The sequence below is a fragment of the Kitasatospora sp. NPDC059146 genome, assembly GCF_042786665.1.
In the GTDB taxonomy this organism is placed as follows: Bacteria; Actinomycetota; Actinomycetes; order Streptomycetales; family Streptomycetaceae; genus Kitasatospora.
This window is the reverse complement of the sequence record NZ_JBHZCY010000053.1, coordinates 37,373-57,398: the sequence shown is the minus strand read 5'-3', so window position 1 is coordinate 57,398 and position 20,026 is coordinate 37,373. Positions and strand designations below refer to the sequence as shown.

The 20,026-nt window shown below is 72.8% G+C and carries 17 protein-coding genes; 14 read left to right on the top strand and 3 right to left on the bottom strand.

All coding sequences use genetic code 11. The features are described 5' to 3' along the window. Positions 1–553: 553 nt before the first annotated feature. The 8 genes from ACFXPX_RS22780 to ACFXPX_RS22745 all read left to right on the top strand — a co-directional run bounded on the left by ACFXPX_RS22780 (position 554) and on the right by ACFXPX_RS22745 (position 9,903). Positions 554–1,744 (top strand): ROK family transcriptional regulator, encoded by a 1,191-nt coding sequence (locus ACFXPX_RS22780; RefSeq protein WP_375888260.1) that lies wholly within the window; start codon positions 554–556, stop codon positions 1,742–1,744. Between the two features lie 134 nt (positions 1,745–1,878). Then, positions 1,879–3,234, top strand: coding sequence for an ABC transporter substrate-binding protein (locus ACFXPX_RS22775; RefSeq protein WP_380642960.1), 1,356 nt, complete (start codon positions 1,879–1,881; stop codon positions 3,232–3,234). 24 nt (positions 3,235–3,258) lie between these two features. Continuing rightward, positions 3,259–4,257, top strand: coding sequence for a carbohydrate ABC transporter permease (locus ACFXPX_RS22770; protein ID WP_375888255.1), 999 nt, complete (start codon positions 3,259–3,261; stop codon positions 4,255–4,257). Between the two features lie 20 nt (positions 4,258–4,277). Further along, positions 4,278–5,180 (top strand): carbohydrate ABC transporter permease, encoded by a 903-nt coding sequence (locus tag ACFXPX_RS22765; protein ID WP_375888253.1) that lies wholly within the window; start codon positions 4,278–4,280, stop codon positions 5,178–5,180. Continuing rightward, positions 5,180–6,469: a 6-phospho-beta-glucosidase gene (locus ACFXPX_RS22760; RefSeq protein WP_375888251.1), complete on the top strand. Its 1,290-nt coding sequence runs from the start codon at positions 5,180–5,182 to the stop codon at positions 6,467–6,469. Before ACFXPX_RS22765 ends, ACFXPX_RS22760 begins: the two co-directional genes overlap by 1 nt. 83 nt (positions 6,470–6,552) lie before the next feature. Continuing rightward, positions 6,553–7,572 (top strand): N-acetylglucosamine kinase, encoded by a 1,020-nt coding sequence (locus ACFXPX_RS22755; protein ID WP_380523231.1) that lies wholly within the window; start codon positions 6,553–6,555, stop codon positions 7,570–7,572. A gap of 168 nt (positions 7,573–7,740) precedes the next feature. Beyond that, complete coding sequence (locus tag ACFXPX_RS22750) at positions 7,741–8,430, top strand: hypothetical protein (RefSeq protein ID WP_380642958.1); 690 nt, start codon at positions 7,741–7,743, stop codon at positions 8,428–8,430. Positions 8,431–8,793: 363 nt separating this feature from the next. Further along, on the top strand, positions 8,794–9,903 hold the full coding sequence (locus tag ACFXPX_RS22745) for a hypothetical protein (protein ID WP_380523234.1): 1,110 nt from the start codon (positions 8,794–8,796) through the stop codon (positions 9,901–9,903). 258 nt (positions 9,904–10,161) lie between these two features. On the opposite strand, the gene ACFXPX_RS22740 is transcribed toward ACFXPX_RS22745, so the two are convergent. Both ACFXPX_RS22740 and ACFXPX_RS22735 read right to left on the bottom strand, forming a co-directional pair. Beyond that, a complete protein-coding gene (locus ACFXPX_RS22740; RefSeq protein ID WP_380407619.1) occupies positions 10,162–10,818 on the bottom strand; it encodes a response regulator in 657 nt (218 codons plus the stop codon). Then, on the bottom strand, positions 10,815–12,026 hold the full coding sequence (locus ACFXPX_RS22735) for a sensor histidine kinase (protein ID WP_380523235.1): 1,212 nt from the start codon (positions 12,024–12,026) through the stop codon (positions 10,815–10,817). The genes ACFXPX_RS22740 and ACFXPX_RS22735 overlap by 4 nt, the downstream gene beginning before the upstream one ends. Before the next feature lie 134 nt (positions 12,027–12,160). On the opposite strand from ACFXPX_RS22735, the gene ACFXPX_RS22730 reads away from it, so the two are divergent. After that, a complete protein-coding gene (locus ACFXPX_RS22730) occupies positions 12,161–13,072 on the top strand; it encodes an ABC transporter ATP-binding protein (RefSeq protein ID WP_380523236.1) in 912 nt (303 codons plus the stop codon). Further along, positions 13,069–13,929, top strand: coding sequence for an ABC transporter permease subunit (locus ACFXPX_RS22725; protein WP_380642956.1), 861 nt, complete (start codon positions 13,069–13,071; stop codon positions 13,927–13,929). The genes ACFXPX_RS22730 and ACFXPX_RS22725 overlap by 4 nt, the downstream gene beginning before the upstream one ends. A gap of 37 nt (positions 13,930–13,966) precedes the next feature. On the opposite strand, the gene ACFXPX_RS22720 is transcribed toward ACFXPX_RS22725, so the two are convergent. Next, positions 13,967–14,740 (bottom strand): tyrosine-protein phosphatase, encoded by a 774-nt coding sequence (locus tag ACFXPX_RS22720; RefSeq protein ID WP_380523238.1) that lies wholly within the window; start codon positions 14,738–14,740, stop codon positions 13,967–13,969. Positions 14,741–14,909: 169 nt separating this feature from the next. On the opposite strand from ACFXPX_RS22720, the gene ACFXPX_RS22715 reads away from it, so the two are divergent. The 4 genes from ACFXPX_RS22715 to ACFXPX_RS22700 all read left to right on the top strand — a co-directional run bounded on the left by ACFXPX_RS22715 (position 14,910) and on the right by ACFXPX_RS22700 (position 20,025). After that, positions 14,910–15,734: a GntR family transcriptional regulator gene (locus tag ACFXPX_RS22715; protein ID WP_380523239.1), complete on the top strand. Its 825-nt coding sequence runs from the start codon at positions 14,910–14,912 to the stop codon at positions 15,732–15,734. Between the two features lie 79 nt (positions 15,735–15,813). Next, on the top strand, positions 15,814–16,929 hold the full coding sequence (locus tag ACFXPX_RS22710; protein WP_380523240.1) for a PucR family transcriptional regulator: 1,116 nt from the start codon (positions 15,814–15,816) through the stop codon (positions 16,927–16,929). 227 nt (positions 16,930–17,156) lie between these two features. Next, complete coding sequence (locus ACFXPX_RS22705) at positions 17,157–17,939, top strand: hypothetical protein (protein WP_380642954.1); 783 nt, start codon at positions 17,157–17,159, stop codon at positions 17,937–17,939. 64 nt (positions 17,940–18,003) lie between these two features. Next, a complete protein-coding gene (locus tag ACFXPX_RS22700) occupies positions 18,004–20,025 on the top strand; it encodes a flotillin family protein (RefSeq protein ID WP_375888221.1) in 2,022 nt (673 codons plus the stop codon). The last annotated feature ends 1 nt before the right edge of the window (position 20,026 follow it).

Genomic DNA, 20,026 nt, shown 5'->3' with positions numbered 1-20,026 from the left:
TTTGCTGCCCGCCTCAGCACTCGTGCGAGGCGGGCAGCAAAAAAATAGAACCTTCCTCTATATGGCCCCGATGCCCCCTTGGCTCGCCAAGGGGGCATCGTTGTCGACCAGTACTTCCACTGCACGCCTCTCCCTGGAGGAGGCCTGAGCCCTTCCAGTCCTTATTTCCCTCTCGATTTCCCAAGACCCCCTTCTGCTGATATCGGGTTTTTCTTGCGGTGCCCCTCGGCCTGCCGAGGGGCACCGCAAGCAATTCAAGGAAGCCCTCAACGATCCAGCGAGAGCCCGAAAGGCGACCTCCCCCATTTCACTTCGTTTCCATTGGTGTCGTCTCTCGGTGCGCCGAGGGGCCACACCGCAATCCCCTCTTCTTCAGGAGTCCCGCCCCCGCCGGGGTGGGGGTGGGGCCCGCCGTGGGTCCGGTAACGCTTCGGCATCCGAGGGTGTGGGGGGCATTGACACTGTGCTGACGGGGATCGTACGGTCCTGTTCCGAGCGACTGGAAAGTTTCCTAACAGTTCACGCAGGGGCGGCGGAAGGGGAGGATCCCGGCATGACCAAGAGCACCGCCAAGGCTCCACTCGCCGGTACGCCGAGCCTGTTGCGCGCCATCAACGACCGGGCCGCGCTGGAACTGCTGCTGGAGAACGGGCCGTTGTCCCGGACGCAGATCGGCGCGTTGACCGGGTTGTCGAAGCCGACGGCCTCGCAGTTGCTGTCCCGGCTGGAGGCGGCCGGGCTGGTGCTGCCGGTCGGGACGACGGAGGGTGGGCCGGGGCCCAACGCGCAGCTGTACCAGGTGAATCCGGCGGCCGGGTACGTGGCCGGGCTGGACGTCACCAACAGCGGGATCCGGGTCGCCGTCGCCGACATCACCGGCAACACGCTGACCGAGCACACCGTGTCGACCAAGGGCGTCCCGGCCGCCGGGACCGTGCCGCGGGTGGCCGCGGCCGTCGCCGAGGCGGTGCGCGCCGCCGGGGTGCCCGCGGGGGGTCTGCGGACGGTCGCGATCGGGCTCGGCGGTGCGCCGGACCCGGTCACCGGGAAGCTGCGCTACGCCTCGCACCTGCCCGGTTGGCACTCGCCGCGGCTGGTGGAGGAGCTGACCGGGGCGATCGGCGCGCCGGTGTCGATCGAGAACGACGTGAACCTGGCCGCGGTCGCCGAGCAGGTCTCCGGTGCGGCGGCCGGCTTCGAGGACTTCGTGCTGCTCTGGGCCGAGTCGGGGGTCGGCGCCGCGGTCGTGATCGCCGGGCGGCTGCACCGCGGCTTCACCGGCGGCGCCGGGGAGGTCGGCTACATGCCGGTGCCCGGCTCGCCGGTCGAGTGGGACGCCCGCCGCCGCAAGTTCGGCGGCTTCCAGGACCAGGTCGGGGCGGTCGCCGTCCGGACCCTGGCCCGCGAGCACGGGCTCGGCGCGCCCACCGCCGAGGAGTCGGTCGCCAAGGCCCTGGAGACCCCGGGTGCCGGCGACGCGTTCCTCACCGAACTGGCCGGGCGGCTCGCCGTCGGGCTGTCCGTGATCGTCGCCGTGGTCGACCCCCAGCTGGTGGTCCTCTCCGGCGCGGTGCCGAACGCGGGCGGCGAACGCCTGCGCGCGCTCGTCGAGGACGAACTGGCCCGGGTCTGCCACGCCCGGCCGGAGATCCGCAGCAGTGCCCTGTCCGGTTCGCCCGTCCTGCTCGGCGCCCTGCAACGGGCCCTCACGGACGCCCGTGAGGCGGTCTTCTCCACCCACTAGCGCTCCCCGCTCCCCCGCTCCCCCCGCTTCCCTGCTCCCGCTCCCCAAGACGCCCTGCACCCACCTCTCCCCCAACCCCTACGCGGGCCCCGAGGCAATGACGCCTGTCCGCGCACCCCCAGGAGGACCTCGAAGTGCACGCCACCCCCTCCCGCAGAGGCCGCCGCACCGTCGCCGCCGTCGCCGGCAGCGCCGTCCTGGCCCTGCTCGCCTCCGCCTGCACCGGTTCCAGCGAGTCCGGCGGCAACGACGACTCCGCCAGCGGCAAGGACGTCACCATCACCTTCTGGCACGGCTGGAGCCAGGACAACGAGGTGAAGGCGATCAACGACACCATCGCCGCCTTCGAGAAGGCCCACCCCAACATCCACGTCAAGCCGGTCGGCAACGTCGCGGACGACAAGGTCAACCAGGCCCTGCGGGCCGGCGGGGACGACGCGCCGGACGTGGTGTCCTCCTTCACCACCAACAACGTCGGCATGTTCTGCTCGACGAAGGCGTTCGTCGACCTCAAGCCCCAGCTGCAGAAGAGCGGCATCGACGCGGCCAAGACCTTCCCGGCCGCGATGCTCAACTACACCCAGTTCCAGGGCAACCAGTGCTCACTGCCGCTGCTCGGCGACGCGTACGGCCTGTACTACAACAAGAAGGCCTTCGCCGCGGCCGGCATCTCCGCGCCGCCGAAGACCTTCAGCGAGTTCGCCGCGGACGCCAAGGCGCTGACGCTCGCCGACGGCGACTCGTACAAGCAGCTCGGCTTCATGCCGCTGTACCACGGCTACGAGTCCACCACCGAGCACTTCCTCGGCCAGTACGGCGCCACCTACTTCGGCGCCGACGGCAAGTCGAACCTGGCCACCGACCCCAAGGTCGCCGCGATGCTCGACTGGCAGAAGGGCATGGTCGACCAGCTCGGCGGCTACGCCAAGCTGGAGAAGTACCGCGCCACCTTCGGCGAGGAGTTCAGCGCCAAGAACCCCTTCCACACCGGTCAGGTCGCGATGGCCATCGACGGTGAGTGGCGGACCGCCTCGCTCGCCGAGAACAAGCCCGACTTCGACTGGGCCACCGCGCCGTTCCCGGTGCCGGACGACCAGGCCGACACCTACGGCCGCGGCTACCAGACCGGCACCATCGTCGGCATCGCCAGCACCAGCAAGAAGCAGACCGCGGCCTGGGAGTTCGTGAAGTTCCTGACCACCGACACGGACGCCGTGGTCAACTTCGCCAACGCCATCCACAACGTGCCGAGCACCTTCGACGCGCTGAGCTCGCCGAAGCTGGTCAGCGACCCGAACTTCAAGACCTTCCTGGACGTCGCCAAGAACCCGAACTCGGGCACCACCCCGGCCAGCGTCAACGGCGGCGCCTACATCGTCTCGCTGCAGAACCTCGGCTACGACTACGAGTCCGGCAAGCAGACCGATCTCAAGGCGGGCCTCGCCGCCACGGCCAAGCAGGTCGACACCGACATCGCCCAGGCGAAGTAGCGGGAACGGTCCACGGAGCACCCCATGTCAATCGCGTTCGGCACCCGCAAGGGCGCCGCGACCACCGACCCGGCGACGCCCTCCACGCAGCAGCTGCTGCGCCGGAAGCGCCGCCGGGAGGCGGCCCGCACCCTCGCCTTCCTCTCCCCCTGGCTGATCGGGTTCAGCGTCTTCTTCGTCTACCCGCTGGTCTCCACCGCCTACTTCTCCTTCACCCGGTACAACGGCATCGGCGCCGCGACCTTCAACGGCCTCAAGAACTGGGACTACGTGCTCAACCAGCTGCCGACCTTCTGGCAGGGCCTGCGCAACACCCTGTGGCTGGTGCTGATCATGGTGTCGCTGCGGGTCGCCTTCGGGCTCGGCATCGGGATGCTGATCACCAAGGTCAAGACCGGCGCGGGCTTCTTCCGCACCGTCTTCTACCTGCCGTACCTGGCCCCGCCGGTGGCCGCCACCGTCGCCTTCGCCTTCCTGCTCAACCCGGGCACCGGCCCGCTGAACCACCTGCTGGGCGAGCTCGGCCTGCCGCAGCCCGGCTGGTTCGCCGACCCGGACTGGTCCAAGCCCGCGCTCACCCTGCTCGCCATGTGGGGCATCGGCGACCTGATGGTCATCTTCATGGCCTCGCTGCTGGACGTCCCCAAGGAGCAGTACGAGGCGGCCGAACTGGACGGCGCCGGCCCGTTCCAGCGGTTCCGGTACGTCACGCTGCCGAACATCTCGCCGATCATCATGTTCGCGGTGGTCACCGGGGTCATCCAGACCATGCAGTACTACACCCAGGCGATCGTCGCCGGGAAGGTCGCCAGCGGCATCGCGGGCAACTCCGGCCAGCAGTTCGAACCCGGCTACCCCCAGGGCTCCACCTGGACCCTGCCCCAGATGGTCTACAACCTCGGCTTCCAGCGCTTCAACTACGGTGCGGCCTGCGCCGTCGCGATGGTGCTGTTCGTCATCTCGATGGCCGTCACCTCGATCCTGCTCCGCCGCAAGTCCGGCTTCATGGCGAGCGACGACTAGCGGACAGTGAGGACCCGACCATGACTCTCAGCTCCACGCTCCCGAAGCCCCCCGCGGGCGCCTCCCGCACCGGCACCGCGGCCGCCCGCGCCGCCCGGCGCCGCGCGCTGCTCAACTGGGTGGCGGTGCACTCGCTGGCGATCGCCGCCGCGCTGTTCTTCCTGCTGCCCTTCGTCTTCGTCTTCCTCACCTCGGTGATGAACGACCAGCAGGCGCTCACCACCGATTACTGGCCCACCTCCTGGAACTGGGGCAACTACGGCCAGGTCTGGCACACCCCCGGCTTCCTCACCTGGTGGCGCAACACCCTGGTGTACGCCTGCGCCGGCACCCTGCTGACCGTCGTCTCCAGCCTGCCGGTCGCCTACGCGCTCGCCAAGTTCCGCTTCCGCGGCCGCAACCTGGCCCTGATGGCCGTCATCGCGATGATGATGCTGCCGCCGCAGGTCACCGTCATCCCGATGTTCCTGTTCTGGACCAAGCAGCTGGGCCTCGGCGGCTCGCTCTGGCCGCTGATCATCCCGATGGCCTTCGGCGACGCCTTCTCGATCTTCCTGCTGCGCCAGTTCCTGCTGACCATCCCCAAGGAGTACCTGGAGGCCGCCCGGATCGACGGCTGCGGCGACCTGCGCACCCTGCTGCGGGTCGTGCTGCCGATGGCCAAGCCGGCCATCGCCGCCGTCGCCCTGTTCCAGTTCTTCTACTGCTGGAACGACTACTTCGGCCCGCAGATCTACGCCAGCAACAACCAGCAGGCCTGGACGCTCAGTTACGGCCTGGAGTCGTTCAAGGCCGCCCACCACACCAACTGGAACCTCACCATGGCCGCCACCCTGCTGGTGATGGCACCGGTGATCGTCCTCTTCTTCTTCGCACAGAAGGCCTTCATCGAAGGCGTGACACTGACAGGGGTCAAGGGCTGATGTCCGCACTCAAGTTGGCCATCGTCGGCGGCGGTTCGACGTACACCCCGGAGCTGATCGACGGCTTCGCCCGGCTGCGCGACACCCTGCCGGTCGGCGAACTGGTCCTGATCGACCCGGCCGCCGAACGGCTGGAGCTGATCGGCGGACTGGCCCGGCGGATCTTCGCCAAGCAGGGCCACTCCGCCACCGTCACCGTCACCACCGACCTGGCGGCGGGTGTCGCCGACGCCGACGCCGTCCTGCTCCAGCTGCGGGTCGGCGGCCAGGCCGCGCGCGACCAGGACGAGACCTGGCCGCTGGAGTGCGGCTGCGTCGGCCAGGAGACCACCGGCGCGGGCGGGCTCGCCAAGGCGCTGCGCACCGTGCCGGTCGTCCTGGACATCGCCGAGCAGGTCCGCCGCACCAACCCGGACGCCTGGATCGTCGACTTCACCAACCCGGTCGGCATCGTCACCCGGGCCCTGCAGAGCGCCGGGCACAAGGCCGTCGGGCTGTGCAACGTCGCCATCGGCTTCCAGCGCAAGTTCGCCGGGCACCTGGGGGTGGACCCGGAGCTGGTCCGGCTGGACCACGTCGGGCTCAACCACCTCACCTGGGAGCGCGGGGTCACCCTGCTGGACGGCCCGGGGGCCGCCGGCGGCCGCGAGGTGCTGCCGGAACTGCTGCGGGACTTCGGCAAGGAGATCGCCGAGGACCTCCACCTGCCGCAGGCCTTCGTGCAGCGGCTCGGCGTGGTGCCCTCCTACTACCTGCGCTACTTCTACCAGCACGACGCGGTGGTCGAGGAGCTCAGGGTGCAGGGCTCGCGGGCCGCCCAGGTCGCCGAGATCGAACGGCAGTTGCTGGAGCTGTACGCCGACCCGGCCCTCGACACCAAGCCGGAACTGCTCGGCAAGCGCGGCGGGGCCTTCTACTCGGAGGCCGCCGTCCAGCTGATCGCCGCCCTGCTCGGCACCGGCGGCGGGACCTCCGTCCAGGTCGTCAACACCCGCAACGACGGGGTGCTGCCGTTCCTGCCGGACGACGCCGTCATCGAGGTGCCCGCCGAGGTGGACGCCCGCGGCGTGCGGCCGCTGCCGCAACGGCCGGTCGAGCCGCTGTTCGCCGGCCTGGTCGCCGCCGTCACCTCGTACGAGCACCTCGCGCTCGACGCCGCCCTGCGCGGCGGCCGCGACCGGGTCTTCGACGCCCTGCTCGCGCACCCGCTGGTCGGCCAGATCGAACTCGCCGACCGGCTCACGGACCGGCTGCTCGCCCACAACCGCGAGCACCTCTCCTGGGCCTGAGAGCCCTCACCGGGCCCCCCGCGTGGGGGCCCGGTCCCCGGCCGGAGCTCGCGGCCGGGCCACGTACGAGCCGCGGGGACCTGATGACCCACCAGCCCGAACCACTCCTGCCCGGCGTCCTCGCCATCGACGCGGGCAACTCCAAGACCGACGTCGCCCTGATCGGCGCCGACGGCACCGTCCGCGGGACCGCCCGCGGCGGCGGCTTCGCCCCGCAGAAGATCGGCGGCGCGGCGGCCGTCGCGGGCCTCGCCCCGCTGGTCGAGGAGGCCGCCGCGGCGGCCGGATTCCCGTCCTTCCGCGGCGTGCTGACCAGCCACGTCAGCGCCTGCCTGGCCAACGCCGACCTCCCGGTGGAGGAGGAGGCGCTGCGCGCAGCCCTGGAATCGCACCCGTGGGGGCTCAGCAACACCGTCGTCAACGACACCTTCGGCCTGCTGCGGGCCGGCACCGACGGCCCGCGCGGGGTCGCGGTGGTCTGCGGCGCCGGGATCAACTGCGTCGGGCTGCTGCCGGACGGGCGCACCGCCCGCTTCCCGGCCCTCGGCGAGCTCACCGGCGACTGGGGCGGCGGCGGCGGACTGGCCGCCAGCAGCATGTGGCACGCCGTCCGCGCGGAGGACGGGCGCGGCGGGCCCACCGGGCTCGCCGCGGCCATCGCCGAGCACTTCGGCCTGTCCAGCGCCGGGGCCGTCGCCGAGGCCGTCCACCTCGGGCACCTGCCGGCCAGCCGGCTGCACGAGATCGTCCGGGTGCTGTTCGCGGTCGCGAACGCCGGGGACGCCGTCGCCCGGGAGCTGATCGACCGGCAGGCCGACGAGATCGTCCGGCTGGCCGTGGTCGCCCTCGGCCGGCTGGACCTGCTGGACTCCGCCACCCCGGTGGTGCTCGGCGGCGGGGTGCTCGCCTCCCGGCAGCCGCTGCTGCTCGACAACCTGAGGGAGCGGCTGGCCCGGGCCGCGCCGCTGGCCGAGCCGCGGGTGGTCGTCGCGCCGCCGGTGCTGGGCGCCGCGCTGCTCGGGCTGGACCACCTGGGCGTGGACGCGGCCGCGCAGGCGCGGGTGCGCGGGGCGTACGAGGCGCAGCCGGCGGTCACGGTCTGACACCTGGCGCCTGGCGCCTCGCCCCTGGCGTCCGACACCTGGCGCCTGCCCCCTGAACCTCCCGCCCCCACCGGACCCGCACGTCCGGCGGGGGCGGGAACCGTACGGTGCGCGCCGCTCGTGGTACCCGGGTACCGACCACCGCCGCCGCCCGGGGAGACTTGTGTCATGGCCGTGCCCCGTACCCTCCTCGCCGCCGCCGCCCTGACCGGACTCACCCTGGCCGGACTCACCGGCTGCACCCCCGCGGACTCCCGCCCGACGGTGACCGCCGCCTCCTCGGCCGAGGCCCTCGCCGACGAGGGCCTGGACGACCCGCTGCTGGACGGCGACGACGACTTCGCCGACGAGGAGGCCTACACCGCCACCGGCACCGCCGCGGGCACCGTCGCCGCCGCACCCGGCGCACCCGTCGACCCCGCCCCGGAGTGCACCGCGCCCGCCCTGCGGCCCGGCCACCAGGTGCTGGTCGTGGTCGCCGCCGACCCGGCCGAACTCACCGCCCAGCCCGCCCGGTTCGCCTGCACCCCGCCCCGCTACGAGGCCACCGGCTCGCCCGTCCACTACGGCTTCGCGGCGGCCGGCGTCACCGCCACCCTGATCGACCGCCCGCGCGGGGAGAGCGCGCGGCCCGTCCACCTGGACGAACTGGTCACCCACCTCAACGACTGCCTGGCCGAACGCGACCCGGCCGATCCGTACGGCTGCCACGGCAACGCCTACGACGTCGTGCTGGACTCGCACGGGCGGATCATGCGCATCACGGAGGTCCGGGGCACGGAGCTCCAGAGCGCGGACGTCCAGGGCACCGACGTCCAGGGCACGGAAGACCCGGAGGTCGAGGGCGCGCAGCGCTGAGCCGGACGGCGGGCCGGGCCGGGGCGGGCCGCCATACGGTGTAGAAGGCCCCTTCAACTGTTGAGGCATGTCTTCGTCAAGCGCGTCAACCACCTGTCAACTGCGGGTTTTTGACGTTCAATACCTCGTCCGGGGCCGCTCTTGGGGCTGGTCTTACTCCCGGCGTCGTTGACCCGGTTTCCGCGGCGGTGCTTTGCTTCCCGCCGTCGGCAGTGAACCGGTCCCCCATCCCCGTTCCACCGAACGTCCCTGACGGGCGGTCGGTGGACACCGGCCTGCCGTCGTCGCTCCTCCCCCTTTGTCCCCCACGGTGTCGCCGCGCCCCCACCGGCGTGCGGTCGGCATGAGAGAGGAACCCTCACGATGGGCATCTCCCCCACTTCCCGCCGGGCACGGGTCCGGGCCCTGACCGGGCTCAGCGCGCTGGCGCTGGCCGCCACCGGCTTCGCCGCCGCGCCGGCCGCCCAGGCCGACCAGCCGGGCAGCGAGTTCGCCGGGCAGTCCCACCCGTACCGGCACGGCACCGTCCCGACCAAGGAGGCCGCCGAGCACGCCAACGCCGCCTCCGCGGCCGCGAGCCGCACCACCAACCTCAAGTACGGCGGCGGGGTCGACGGCATCGGCGTCACCACCGGCGCCCCGAAGGTGTACGTGGTCTTCTGGGGCTCCCAGTGGGGCACCGCGGGCACCGACGCCAACGGCTACACCACCCTGTCCGGCGACCCGTCCGGCGAGGCCGTCCGGGCGCAGCAGCTGTACAAGGGCCTCGGCACCAACAGCGAGACCTGGTCCGGCGTCATGACCCAGTACTGCGAGGGCGTCGCCAAGGGCGCCACCACCTGCGGCTCCACCGCCGCGCACGTCGGCTACCCGACCGGCGGCGCGCTGGCCGGGGTCTGGGTGGACAACTCGGCCACCGCCCCGGGCCAGGCCACCGGCAACCAGATCGCCAACGAGGCCATCAAGGCCGCCGGGCACTTCGGCAACACCACCGCGGCCGCCAACCGCAACGTGCAGTACGTGGTGCTCTCGCCGACCGGCACCCACCCGGACGGGTTCAACACCTCGACCGGCAACTTCTGCGCCTGGCACGACTGGAACGGCGACACCACGCTGACCGGCGGCGCGGCCACCTCCCCCTACGGCGACGTGGCGTTCAGCAACGACCCGTACGTGACCGACATGGGCACCTCCTGCGGCCAGAACTACGTCAACAGCGGCAGTGCGGGCCTGCTGGACGGCGTGACCATGGTGTTCGGCCACGAGTACGCGGAGACGGTCACCGACCAGAACCCGGCCGGCGGCTGGACCGACTCCTCCGGCTCGGAGAACGCCGACAAGTGCGCCTGGAAGGGCGTCGGCGGCACCGGCGGCTCGCAGAACGTGGCCTTCGCGACCGGCTCGTTCGCGATGCAGGGGACCTGGTCGAACGCGGTCAGCGGGTGCCAGATCTCGCACGCGATCGTCCACTGAGCGGTCGGGCACTGAGCGGTCGGGCACTGAGCGGTCGGGCACTGAGCGGTCGGGGACCGACCGACGTCGCCTGAACACCTCCGAACGCCGTCCCCCGAGCAGCGTGGGGCAGCTCGGGAGCTGACGGGACCGACGGATCGGACGGGCCGGAGGGGTCTTGTGCCCTGACGATCCGGTACGGGGGAAGCGCCGGGGCGGGCTGTGCGGGCCCGCCCCGGCGCTTCGCGCTGTCCGGGGCCGGCCACCGGGGCGGCACCGTCACGAGGGCGCGACGAGCCCGAACTCGTAGGCGTGGATGACCAGGTGGACCCGGTCCCGGGCGCCCAGCTTGGTGAACAGCCGGGCGACGTGCGCCTTGGCGGTGGCCACGCTGATGGTGAGTTCCTCGGCGATCTCCGTGTTGGACAGGCCGCGGCCGACCAGGGTGAGCACCTCGCGTTCGCGCCCGGTGATGCCCTCGGCGGACGTCCGCGGCCGGGCGGCCGTGTCCGGGCGGGCGGCGAACTCGCCGATCAGCCGGCGGGTGATGCCCGGCGCGAGCAGGGCGTCCCCGGCGGCGACCACCCGGACGCCGTCCAGGATGGTCTCCAGGGCGAGGTCCTTGACCAGGAAGCCGCTCGCCCCGGCGCGCAGCGCGCCGTACACGTAGTCGTCGTCGTCGAAGGTGGTCAGGACCAGCACGTGGGTGGGCAGGTCCGGGTCGGCGAGGATCCGGCGGGTGGCCTCGATGCCGTCCATGCCGGGCATCCGGATGTCCATCACGGCGACGTCCGGGCGCAGTCGGGCGACCACGTCGACGGCCTCGGCGCCGTTGCCGGCCTCGCCGACCACCTCCAGGTCGGGGGCGTCGGCGATGAGCACGCGCAGGCCGGTGCGGATCAGCGGCTGGTCGTCGACCAGGACGACGCGGATCACGGTCCCACCTCCAGGGGGGTCGGTTCGGGGCTCCCGGCGGGCACGGCCGGGAGCGGCAGCAGGGCGGCCACCCGGAAGCCGCCGCCGGGGCGCGGGCCGGCGCTGAACTCGCCGTCCAGCAGGGCGACCCGCTCGCGCATCCCGGCCAGGCCGTAGCCGGTGCCGGGGGTGGCCGTGGGCGTGCCGGCGCCGAGGTCGACGACGGTGACGGCGAGGTGCTCGGGCGCGTACGCGACGGTGACGTGGCAGTCCCGGGTGCCGGAGTGCTTGACCACGTTGGTGACCGCCTCCTGGACGATCCGGTAGGCGGCGAGGTCCACCTCGGGCGGCAGCGCCCGGGCCTCGCCGCTGCGGCTGAGCGCGACCCGCACCCCGGCGCCGGCCGCCTTCTCCCGCATCCGCTCCAACTCGTCCAGCCCGGGCGCCACTTCGAGCGGTGCGGACTCGCCCTCGCCCTGCCGCAGCGCGCCGAGCATCCGGCGCAGCCCGGCCAGGGTCTCCCGGCTGGTGGCCTCGATGGCGTTCAGCGCGTTGCGGGTCTCGGCGGGCTGGGTGTCCATGACCCGGCTGCCCATGCCCGCCTGGATCGCGATGATGCCGATGTTGTGGGCCACCATGTCGTGCAACTCGCGGGCGATCCGCAGCCGTTCGGCGGTGACGGCCTGCTCGGCGGCGCGGCCGCGCAGCGCCTCGGTGTGGGCGCGGCCCTGGCGGACGGTGTTGCCGATCAGCCAGGCGATCAGGACGGTCGCGGCGATGCCCAGGTAGGCGTACGGGTTCACCGGGTAGCCGTTGACGGCGCCCCAGGCGAACAGCGTGGCGAGCACGGTCAGCGGCATCGCCACCGCGATCGTCGAGAGCAGGCGGGAGCGGGTGACCACGCAGTAGCCGACCACCGCCTCGGCGATCAGGAACTGCACCGGCGCGGTCGCCGTGACCGTCCACATCCCGAGCGAGAAGACGCCACCCGCCAGCGCGACCGCGACCGCCGCCAGCGGCAGCCGCACCAGCAGGAAGGCGACCAGCGTGGTGACCACGGCGGTGACCACCAGGGCCATGTCCTCGGTGTTGCCGTCGTAATTGAACAGGTGGCTCAACTCGTTGTCCCGGGTGAAGAACCGGAACACCACGATGGACGTCCAGAACGCCGCCACCCACACGCCCGCGGGCAGGCGCCTGAGCAGCGGCGGGCGGGGTTCGGTGATCATGACGCGATGGTAGCGGCGGGCCGTCGGACGGCGCATCGGCCCGCGGGCGTAATCCCCGGGGCGGGGGCCGCCGCTCCCGGTTGTGGCCCGCCGCCCGATGCCCGATCACGCCCCCGACCGGCAGCGTTGTCCCCGTGATCGAGATCGAGCGACTGACCAAGCGGTACGGCGCCACCACGGCCGTCGACCAGTTGACCTTCACCGTCCGGCCGGGCACCGTCACCGGCTTCCTGGGGCCCAACGGCGCGGGCAAGTCCACCACCCTGCGCATGGTCCTGGGCCTCAACACCCCCACCGCGGGCGCCGTCACCGTCGACGGGGTGCCGTTCGCCGGCCGCCCGCGCGGCCTGCGGCACGTCGGCGCCCTGCTGGACGCCGGGGACGTGCACGGCGGCCGCAGCGCCCGGGCCCACCTGTCCGCACTGGCCCGCAGCAACCGGATCCCGCTCGGCCGGGTGGCCGAGGTGCTCGCCGAGGTCGGCCTCGGCAAGGCCGCGGACCGGCGGATCGGCGGCTACTCGCTGGGGATGAAGCAGCGCCTGGGCATCGCCGGGGCCCTGCTCGGCGACCCGCCCGTACTGCTCTTCGACGAGCCGCTGAACGGCCTCGACCCCGAGGGCGTGCTCTGGGTGCGCGGCCTGTTCCGCCGCCTCGCGGACGAGGGCCGCACCGTCTTCGTCTCCAGCCACATGATGGCCGAGATGGAGCACACCGCCGACCGGCTGGTGGTGATCGGCCGCGGCCGGCTGATCGCCGACGAGAGCCTGGGCGAGTTCTCGGCCCGGTACGCGGAGTCGAGCGTGGCCGTCCGGGCACCGGAACTCGCCCAACTGGTGCCCGTGTTGCGCACCGAGGGGGCCGAAGTCGGCCTGTCGGAGCCGCAGTTCGGTGTCGTCACCGGGATGGCCGCGGCCCGGATCGGTGAACTCGCGCTGCGCCACGGCGTGGTGCTGCACGAGCTGGCGACCCGGACGTCGTCCCTGGAGTCGGCGTTCATGTCCCTGACCGCCGACAGCGTCGAGTACCTGGCAGGAGAGAGCCGATGAGCACCACGACCCTGATCCGCACCGAGAGCGCCCGCTCGACGGAACCCGCGCCCCGGTTCACCGACCTGCTCGCCGCCGAGTGGATCAAACTGCGCTCGCTGCGGTCGACGTACTGGGTGCTGGCGCTGGCCTCGCTGGTCGCGATCGGGATCAACCTGAACGCCGTCCACTCCGACCTGACGTACATCGACCACCCGCCGCGGCCGATGCCCGGCTTCCCGCCGTACCGGTACGACGCGCTTCACCACAGCCTCAGCAGCACCGCCTGCTACCTGATGGCGATCGCGGCCGGCAGCCTCGGCGCGATCACCGTGTTCGGCGAGTACACCACCGGCATGATCCGCACCACCTTCGCGGCCGTGCCCGACCGGCGCGGGGTGATCGCCGCCAAGGTGCTGCTGGTCGGCGGGATCACCGCGCTGGCCGGGGCGGTGGTGTCCACGGTGTCCTTCTTCGGCGGCAACGCGATGCTGGCCTCCCGGCACGTCGGGCTCTCCATCACCGAAGGGGTCAGCCTCCAGGCCGTCCTCGCCTACGCGTTGATCGTGCCGGTCTGCGCGCTGATCGGGATGGCCCTGGGCGCCGTGCTGCGGCACGCCACCGCCTCGATCGTCTCCCTGGTGCTGCTGTTCTTCATCCTGCCGCTGATGTTCGGCGGGGACCGCTACCGCTGGCTGCACGAGATCGGCGCCCACCTGCCGATGGACACCGTCAACCTGCTCACCTACAACCCCGACTCCTCGACCACGATCAGCAAGTGGGCGCCGAGCGTGCTGGACTCCTGGATCACCATGGGGGCGTGGGCGGTCGTCTCGGTGGCGGTGACGGTGGTCGTGGTGCGGCGCCGGGACGTCTGACGCCCCCTCCGGTGGCCCCGGCCCCGGCCCTGGCCCGTCAGACTGCGGGGGCTGCGGGCACCGCCGCCTTGCTGCGGAAGGCCGCGAGGGTGGCGGCCGGGACGCCGCAGGCGGGGAGGAAGGCCTCGGCGCCGCCGTGACGGGTGCGGACGTGGCCGAGGAAGACCGACATCGCCTCGGCCGGGGCCTGGAGCAGCGGGGCGGGGATGGTGAGGGTGCGGCCCTCGGAGTCGGTGACGCGGGTGGCGGTGCCCCGGTCGTTGAGGGCGGTGCGGTGGCGCTCGGCGAGGTTGGCGAAGATCTGCGGGAGGGCCTCGGCGGTGCGGGCGTAATCCTCGACGATCCGGTCGGCGGGGACGCCGAGGAGGTCGAGCAGCAGGGCGGTGAGCAGGCCGGTGCGGTCCTTGCCGGCGGCGCAGTGCAGCAGGACGGCGCCGGGGCGGGTGGTGGCCTCGACGGCGGCGGCGACGGCCTCGGGGGCGGATTCGGCGAGCAGCAGGTAGAACTCGCCGAGGTCGGCGGCGGTGGTCATGGTCGCCATGTGGGCGGTGAGGGCGTCGGTGGCCGGGTTCACCGGGGCGGCGACCACGGCTATCCCGGCGGCCTCGGCGGCGGCCCAGTCGTCGGGCCGGGTCTCGCGGGGGTCGCGCAGGTCGACGACGGTGCGGATGTCGCAGGCGCGCAGCTGGGCGACGACGGCCTCGTCGGCGGCCGGGAAGGGCTGGGCGGAGCGGTACAGCACGCCGGGGCGGATCAGCAGGCCCTCCGGGTCGCTGAGGACGGCGGAGTCGCGGAAGTTGACCAGGGACATGCGAGGGCCTTTCGGTGAAGCCGCACACGGGAGGGCTGAACGTCCAGTAGGACATCTAGACGTCTAGATGTCCAATTCCCCCGGCGGGCGCGGGGCACCCCTCCATCCCACCGCCGCCGGCCCGCCACGGCGACCCGGGGCGGGGCCCTCGGCTTCGTAGGATCGGTCCGTGGCGACGAACCCCCCGGGCACTCCCCCGGGCACTCCCCCGAGCACTCCCGAGAACCCTCCGAGCACTCCCCCCGACAGCCCGAACACCCCGGTCTACCGCCGGCTGGCCCGCCGGCTCCAGGACCGGATCGACGCGGGCGGCTACCCCGCGGGCGCCCGGCTGCCGAGCGAGCCGGAGCTGAGCGCCGAGTTCGGCGTGAACCGGCTGACCGTGCGGCAGGCCGTCGCGGAGCTGGAGCGGGCCGCGGTGGTGGAGATCCGCCGGGGCGTGGGCACCTTCGTCCGCCCGCCCGCCGTCCGGGTCTCGATCGCGGTGGACCCGCGCAGCCAGCGCTTCGACCTGGGCAGCGTGCACGAGGCCGTGCCGGCGGGGGGTCGCGGCGACGGCGAGTTCGTGGTGGCCGCCCCGCCGGTGACCGGCTCGGCCGAGGACGAGGAGGCGGCCCGCCAGCTGGGCCGGGCGCCGGGCGAGCTGCACCGGCTGGACTCGGTGATCCGCCTCGGCGGCCGGGCCCGGGCGGCGTGCAGCTACTGGGTGCCGTTCGGTCCGCTGCCCGCCGAGCTGGTACGGCCCGGCCACGCCGGGAACCTGGTGCTGGACCTGGCCCGGGCCGCCGGGGTGGAGCTGGAGTACGACTGGCGGGCCTTCGGCGCGATCGGCGCGGACCTCGCGGACGCCGAACTGCTGGGCGTCCCGGCGGGCACCCCGCTGCTGGTCCGCGAGGGGGTCAGCTGCACGCCGGACGGCACGCCGTCGCTGTACGTCCGGCGCCGGATCGACGGCAGCAGCGCGCGCTTCGTGCTGCACTTCCGCGAGCGGTAGCGGGAACGGCTCCCGGGCGTATGGATCCTGATAACGTTCAGCGCCGAAATCGCAGGCCACACGGGGGTTGGCAGTAACGGTGAACGAGACGGACGAGTGCGACATACCGAACGAGCTGGCCGAGGCGTACCTCGCCCTGCTCGCCGACACCTCCCGCACCGGGCGCCTGCCCCGCCGGGACGAGCTGGAGGCGCTGCGCCGGCTCGGCGAGCAGTGCGCCGAGGCCGGTTACGGGCTGCGCGAGGTGGTCTCGCACTGCCTGGCGGCGGCCCGGCGGGCCTGGCAGACGCTGCCGGGGACGGCCGCCGCGAGCAGTGTCGGCGAGCTGCGCCGGACCGGTGACGCGGTGCTGGCCGCCACCGACGCCGCGCTGGCCGCGCTGGGCGAGGGCCACGAGCGGTCCCAGCGCCTGGCGGTCCGTCAGGAGGAGGCGGCCCGAAGGGAGTTCATCGACGACCTGCTGCACGGCCGCAGCGACCTGGGGCTGCTCGCCGAGCGCGCGGAGCGGTTCGGGCTGCGGCTGGCGGGCGCCTACACGGTGGCGGTGGCGGTGGGCGACGAACCGTTCGCGGACGTGCATCCGATGCTGCACCGGGTGGAGCGGGAGCTGACCGGGCGCTTCGGCGAGCGGGACGTCCTGCTCGCCAGCAAGGACGGCCGGCTGGTCTGCATCGCCCCGGACTCCGAGCGGGCCGTGCTGGAGGCCTTCGCCGAACTGACGCTGCGCCCCGGGCCCGGCTACCGGCCGGTGCTGCGGGTGGCGACCGGCCGCCGGCACTCGGGGGCGAGCGGGGTGCTGCGCAGTTACGACGAGGCGCTGGACGCGCTGGACTACGCGCAGCGACTGGGGCTGTCGGCCTGCCAGTTGAAGGCCGAGGAGCTGCTGGTGTTCCCGGTGCTGATGCGCGACCGGGCCGCGATGGCCGACCTGGTGCGCAGCGTCCTCGGCCCGCTGACCGAGGCGCGCGGCGGGGCCCGTCCGCTGCTGGACACCATCGCGGTGCAGGCGGAGGCGGCGTACGTGAACGCGGAGGCGGCGCGTCGGCTGGGGCTGAGCGTGCGCACCCTCGGCTACCGCCTGGAGCGGATCAAGGCGCTCACGGGCTACGACCCCTCGGACGCGTTGCAACGCTTCACCCTGGAGACGGCGGCGATGGGCGCGCGGCTGCTGAACTGGCCGGAACAGCCGCTGTAGGGCTCCCGCGCCCCGCCTTCCGCGGCGCGTCTCCCGGCCCGCCGAAACCCCGGGTGACCTGCTCAAGTCCGTTCTGTTGCCCGACCGTCACAGTGTCACGGGCAGCGCGCGTACCAGGGTGTCAAAAGGCCGTAAAGATTGCCGGATCCTGGCAATGTGCGAACGTCCCGCCCGCTGCCATGATCTCTGCGGCGCCGATGCCCGGTGCCGGGGGAAAGGCGGGGGGCATGGCCGGGACGGGGGACTTCTTCGCGGCCGCGCTGGCCTTTCCGACGGCGCTGTTCAGCTTCGCGCTGGTGGTGGTCGTCGGGTACTGGCTGCTGATGCTGATCGGCGGCCTGGGGTTCGACGCCGTGCACGGGGGGCACGGCGTCGGGCACCACCTGGGTGCCGGGCACGCCGGACATGTGGGCCCGGCGGGTCACGTCGGACACGGTGCCGGGGGGCACGGTGTCGGGGGGAACGTGGCCCACGGGGCGTCCGGCGGGCACGGCGCCGGTGGGGGGACCGCCGACGGGGGGACCGCCGACGGAGCCCACGGCACGGGCCACCACGGGGGCGTGCTGGACGCGCTGGGACTGGGCGGGGTGCCCGCGACGGTGGCGGTGTCGCTGCTGGTCGCGCTCGCCTGGTTCGTCAGCCTGTCCGGCACCGTCCTCACCTCCGGGGCACCGGCGCGCGGCGGCGTGTTCGTCGTCGCGCTGGTCGCCTCCTGGGCGGGCACCCGGGTGCTCGTCCGACCGCTGCGGCGACTGTTCCCCGAGGACCGGCCGGTCACCCGGGGCGACTTCGTCGGCCGGGTCTGCGTGATCCGCACCGGCCGGGTGACGGCCGACTTCGGACAGGCCGAGGTGACCGCCGGGGACGGCTCCACCGCCACCGTGCAGGTCCGCACCCCGCAAGCGGAACCGGAGCTCACCGCCGGGCGCACCGCACTGATCTACGACTACGACGCGGACGGCGAGCACTTCCTGGTCGCGCCGTTCGACCCGTCCCCGCCGGGCCTCTGACGCCTCGTCAGCACAGCTTCCCCGTCAACCACTTCGCACCACCATCCCGTCAAAGGACTCCGTGATGGACACCATCGCCGTGGGTTTCGGCGTACTCATCGCCGTCGTGCTGCTCATCCTGCTCGCCGCGCTGCTCTTCGTGGGGCGCCTGTTCCAGAAGGTCGAGCAGGGCAAGGCCCTGATCGTCTCCCGCACCAAGAGCGTGGACGTCACCTTCACCGGGGCGATCGTCCTGCCGGTCCTGCACAAGGCCGAGTTGATGGACATCACGGCGAAGACGGTGGAGATCCACCGGGCCGGCCGGGACGGCCTGATCTGCCGGGACAACATCCGGGCGGACATCCGGATCTCCTTCTTCGTCCGGGTGAACAAGACCGTCGAGGACGTCGTCAAGGTGGCCCAGTCGATCGGCACCGCCCGGGCCAGCGACCCGCAGGCGATCCAGGACTTCTTCGCGGCGAAGTTCGCCGAGGCGCTCAAGACCGTCGGCAAGCAGCTGGACTTCACCGACCTCTACACCCACCGGCACGAGTTCCGGGACCAGATCATCGCGGTCATCGGCACCGACCTCAACGGCTACACCCTCGAGGACGCGGCCATCGACCACCTCGAACAGACCCCGATGAGCCAGCTGGACGGCGACAACATCCTGGACGCCCAGGGCATCCGCAAGATCACCGAGCTGACCGCGATCGAGCACGTGCGCACCAACGAGTACCAGCGCAACGAGGAGAAGGAGATCACCCGGCAGAACGTGGACGCCCGGGAGACCGTCCTGGAGCTGGAGCGCCGCCAGGCCGACGCCGAGATCCGCCAGCGCCGCGAGATCGAGACCCTACGGGCCAAGGAGGACGCGGTGATCGCCCGGGTGCAGGAGGAGGAGCGGCTCACCGCCCAGACCGCCTTCCTGCGCACCGAGGAGGTGCTCGGGGTGCAGCGGGAGAACCAGGCCCGCGAGGTCGCGGTGGCGCAGAAGAACCGCGAGCGGGTCATCGCGGTGGAGAACGAGCGGATCGAGAAGGACCGGCTGCTGGAGGTCGTCGGCCGCGAGCGGGAGACCGAACTCGCCGTGATGGCCAAGCAGAAGGAGGTCGAGTCCCGCCGCCGGGAGGTCGCCGACGTGGTCCGCGAGCGGGTCGCGGTCGAGCGCACCGTCGCCGAGCAGGAGGAGGCCGTGAAGACCCTGCGGGCCGTCGAGGAGGCCGAGCGGATGCGCAAGGCCGTGGTCATCCAGGCCGAGGCGGAGGCCCAGGAGAAGCTGGTCAAGGACATCAAGGCCGCCGAGGCCGCCGAGCAGGCCGCCTCGCACAAGGCCCGCGAGTCGCTGGTGCTGGCCGAGGCCCGGCAGCAGGCCGCCGAACTGGACGCGGCCGCCAAGGTCAAGCTGGCCGAGGGCGTCCGGGCGGAGGCCGCCGCCGAGGGCCTGGCCCGGGTGCAGGTGCGGGAGCAGGAGGCCGCCGCGGTCGAGAAGGTCGGCCGCGCCGAGGCCGTGGTGCAGACCGAGAAGGCCAGGGCGAGCGCGCTGGAGGTCGGCGCCAAGCTCAAGGCCGAGGCCGAGGGCCTGACCGAGAAGGCCGCGGCGATGGCCAAGCTGGACGAGGCCTCGCGCGGGCACGAGGAGTACCGGCTGCGGCTGGCCGCCGAGAAGGACGTCCGCCTGGCCGGGCTGGACACCCAGCGGCAGATCGCCGAGGCGCAGGCCGCGCTGGTCGCCGCCGGGCTGGAGAAGGCCAAGATCGACATCGTCGGCGGGGACTCGGTCTTCTTCGACCGGCTGGTGCAGTCGGTGACGGCCGGCAAGAGCGTGGACGCCTTCGTCGGCCACTCGCAGACCGCCCAGGCCCTGGCCGGGCCCTGGCTGGACGGCAGCGCCGACTTCACCAAGGACCTCACCCGGGTGCTGTCCTCGGTCTCCACCGCGGACGTGCAGAACCTGACGGTGTCCGCGCTGCTCCTCAAGCTGATCGGCGGCGGCGGCGAGCAGGCCGGACAGCTGCGCCAACTGCTCGACTCCGCACGGAAGCTGGGCATCGCGGAGACCCCGATCGGGGCGCTCACCGGCGCCGCCGTGAACGGCAGCAAGTAGT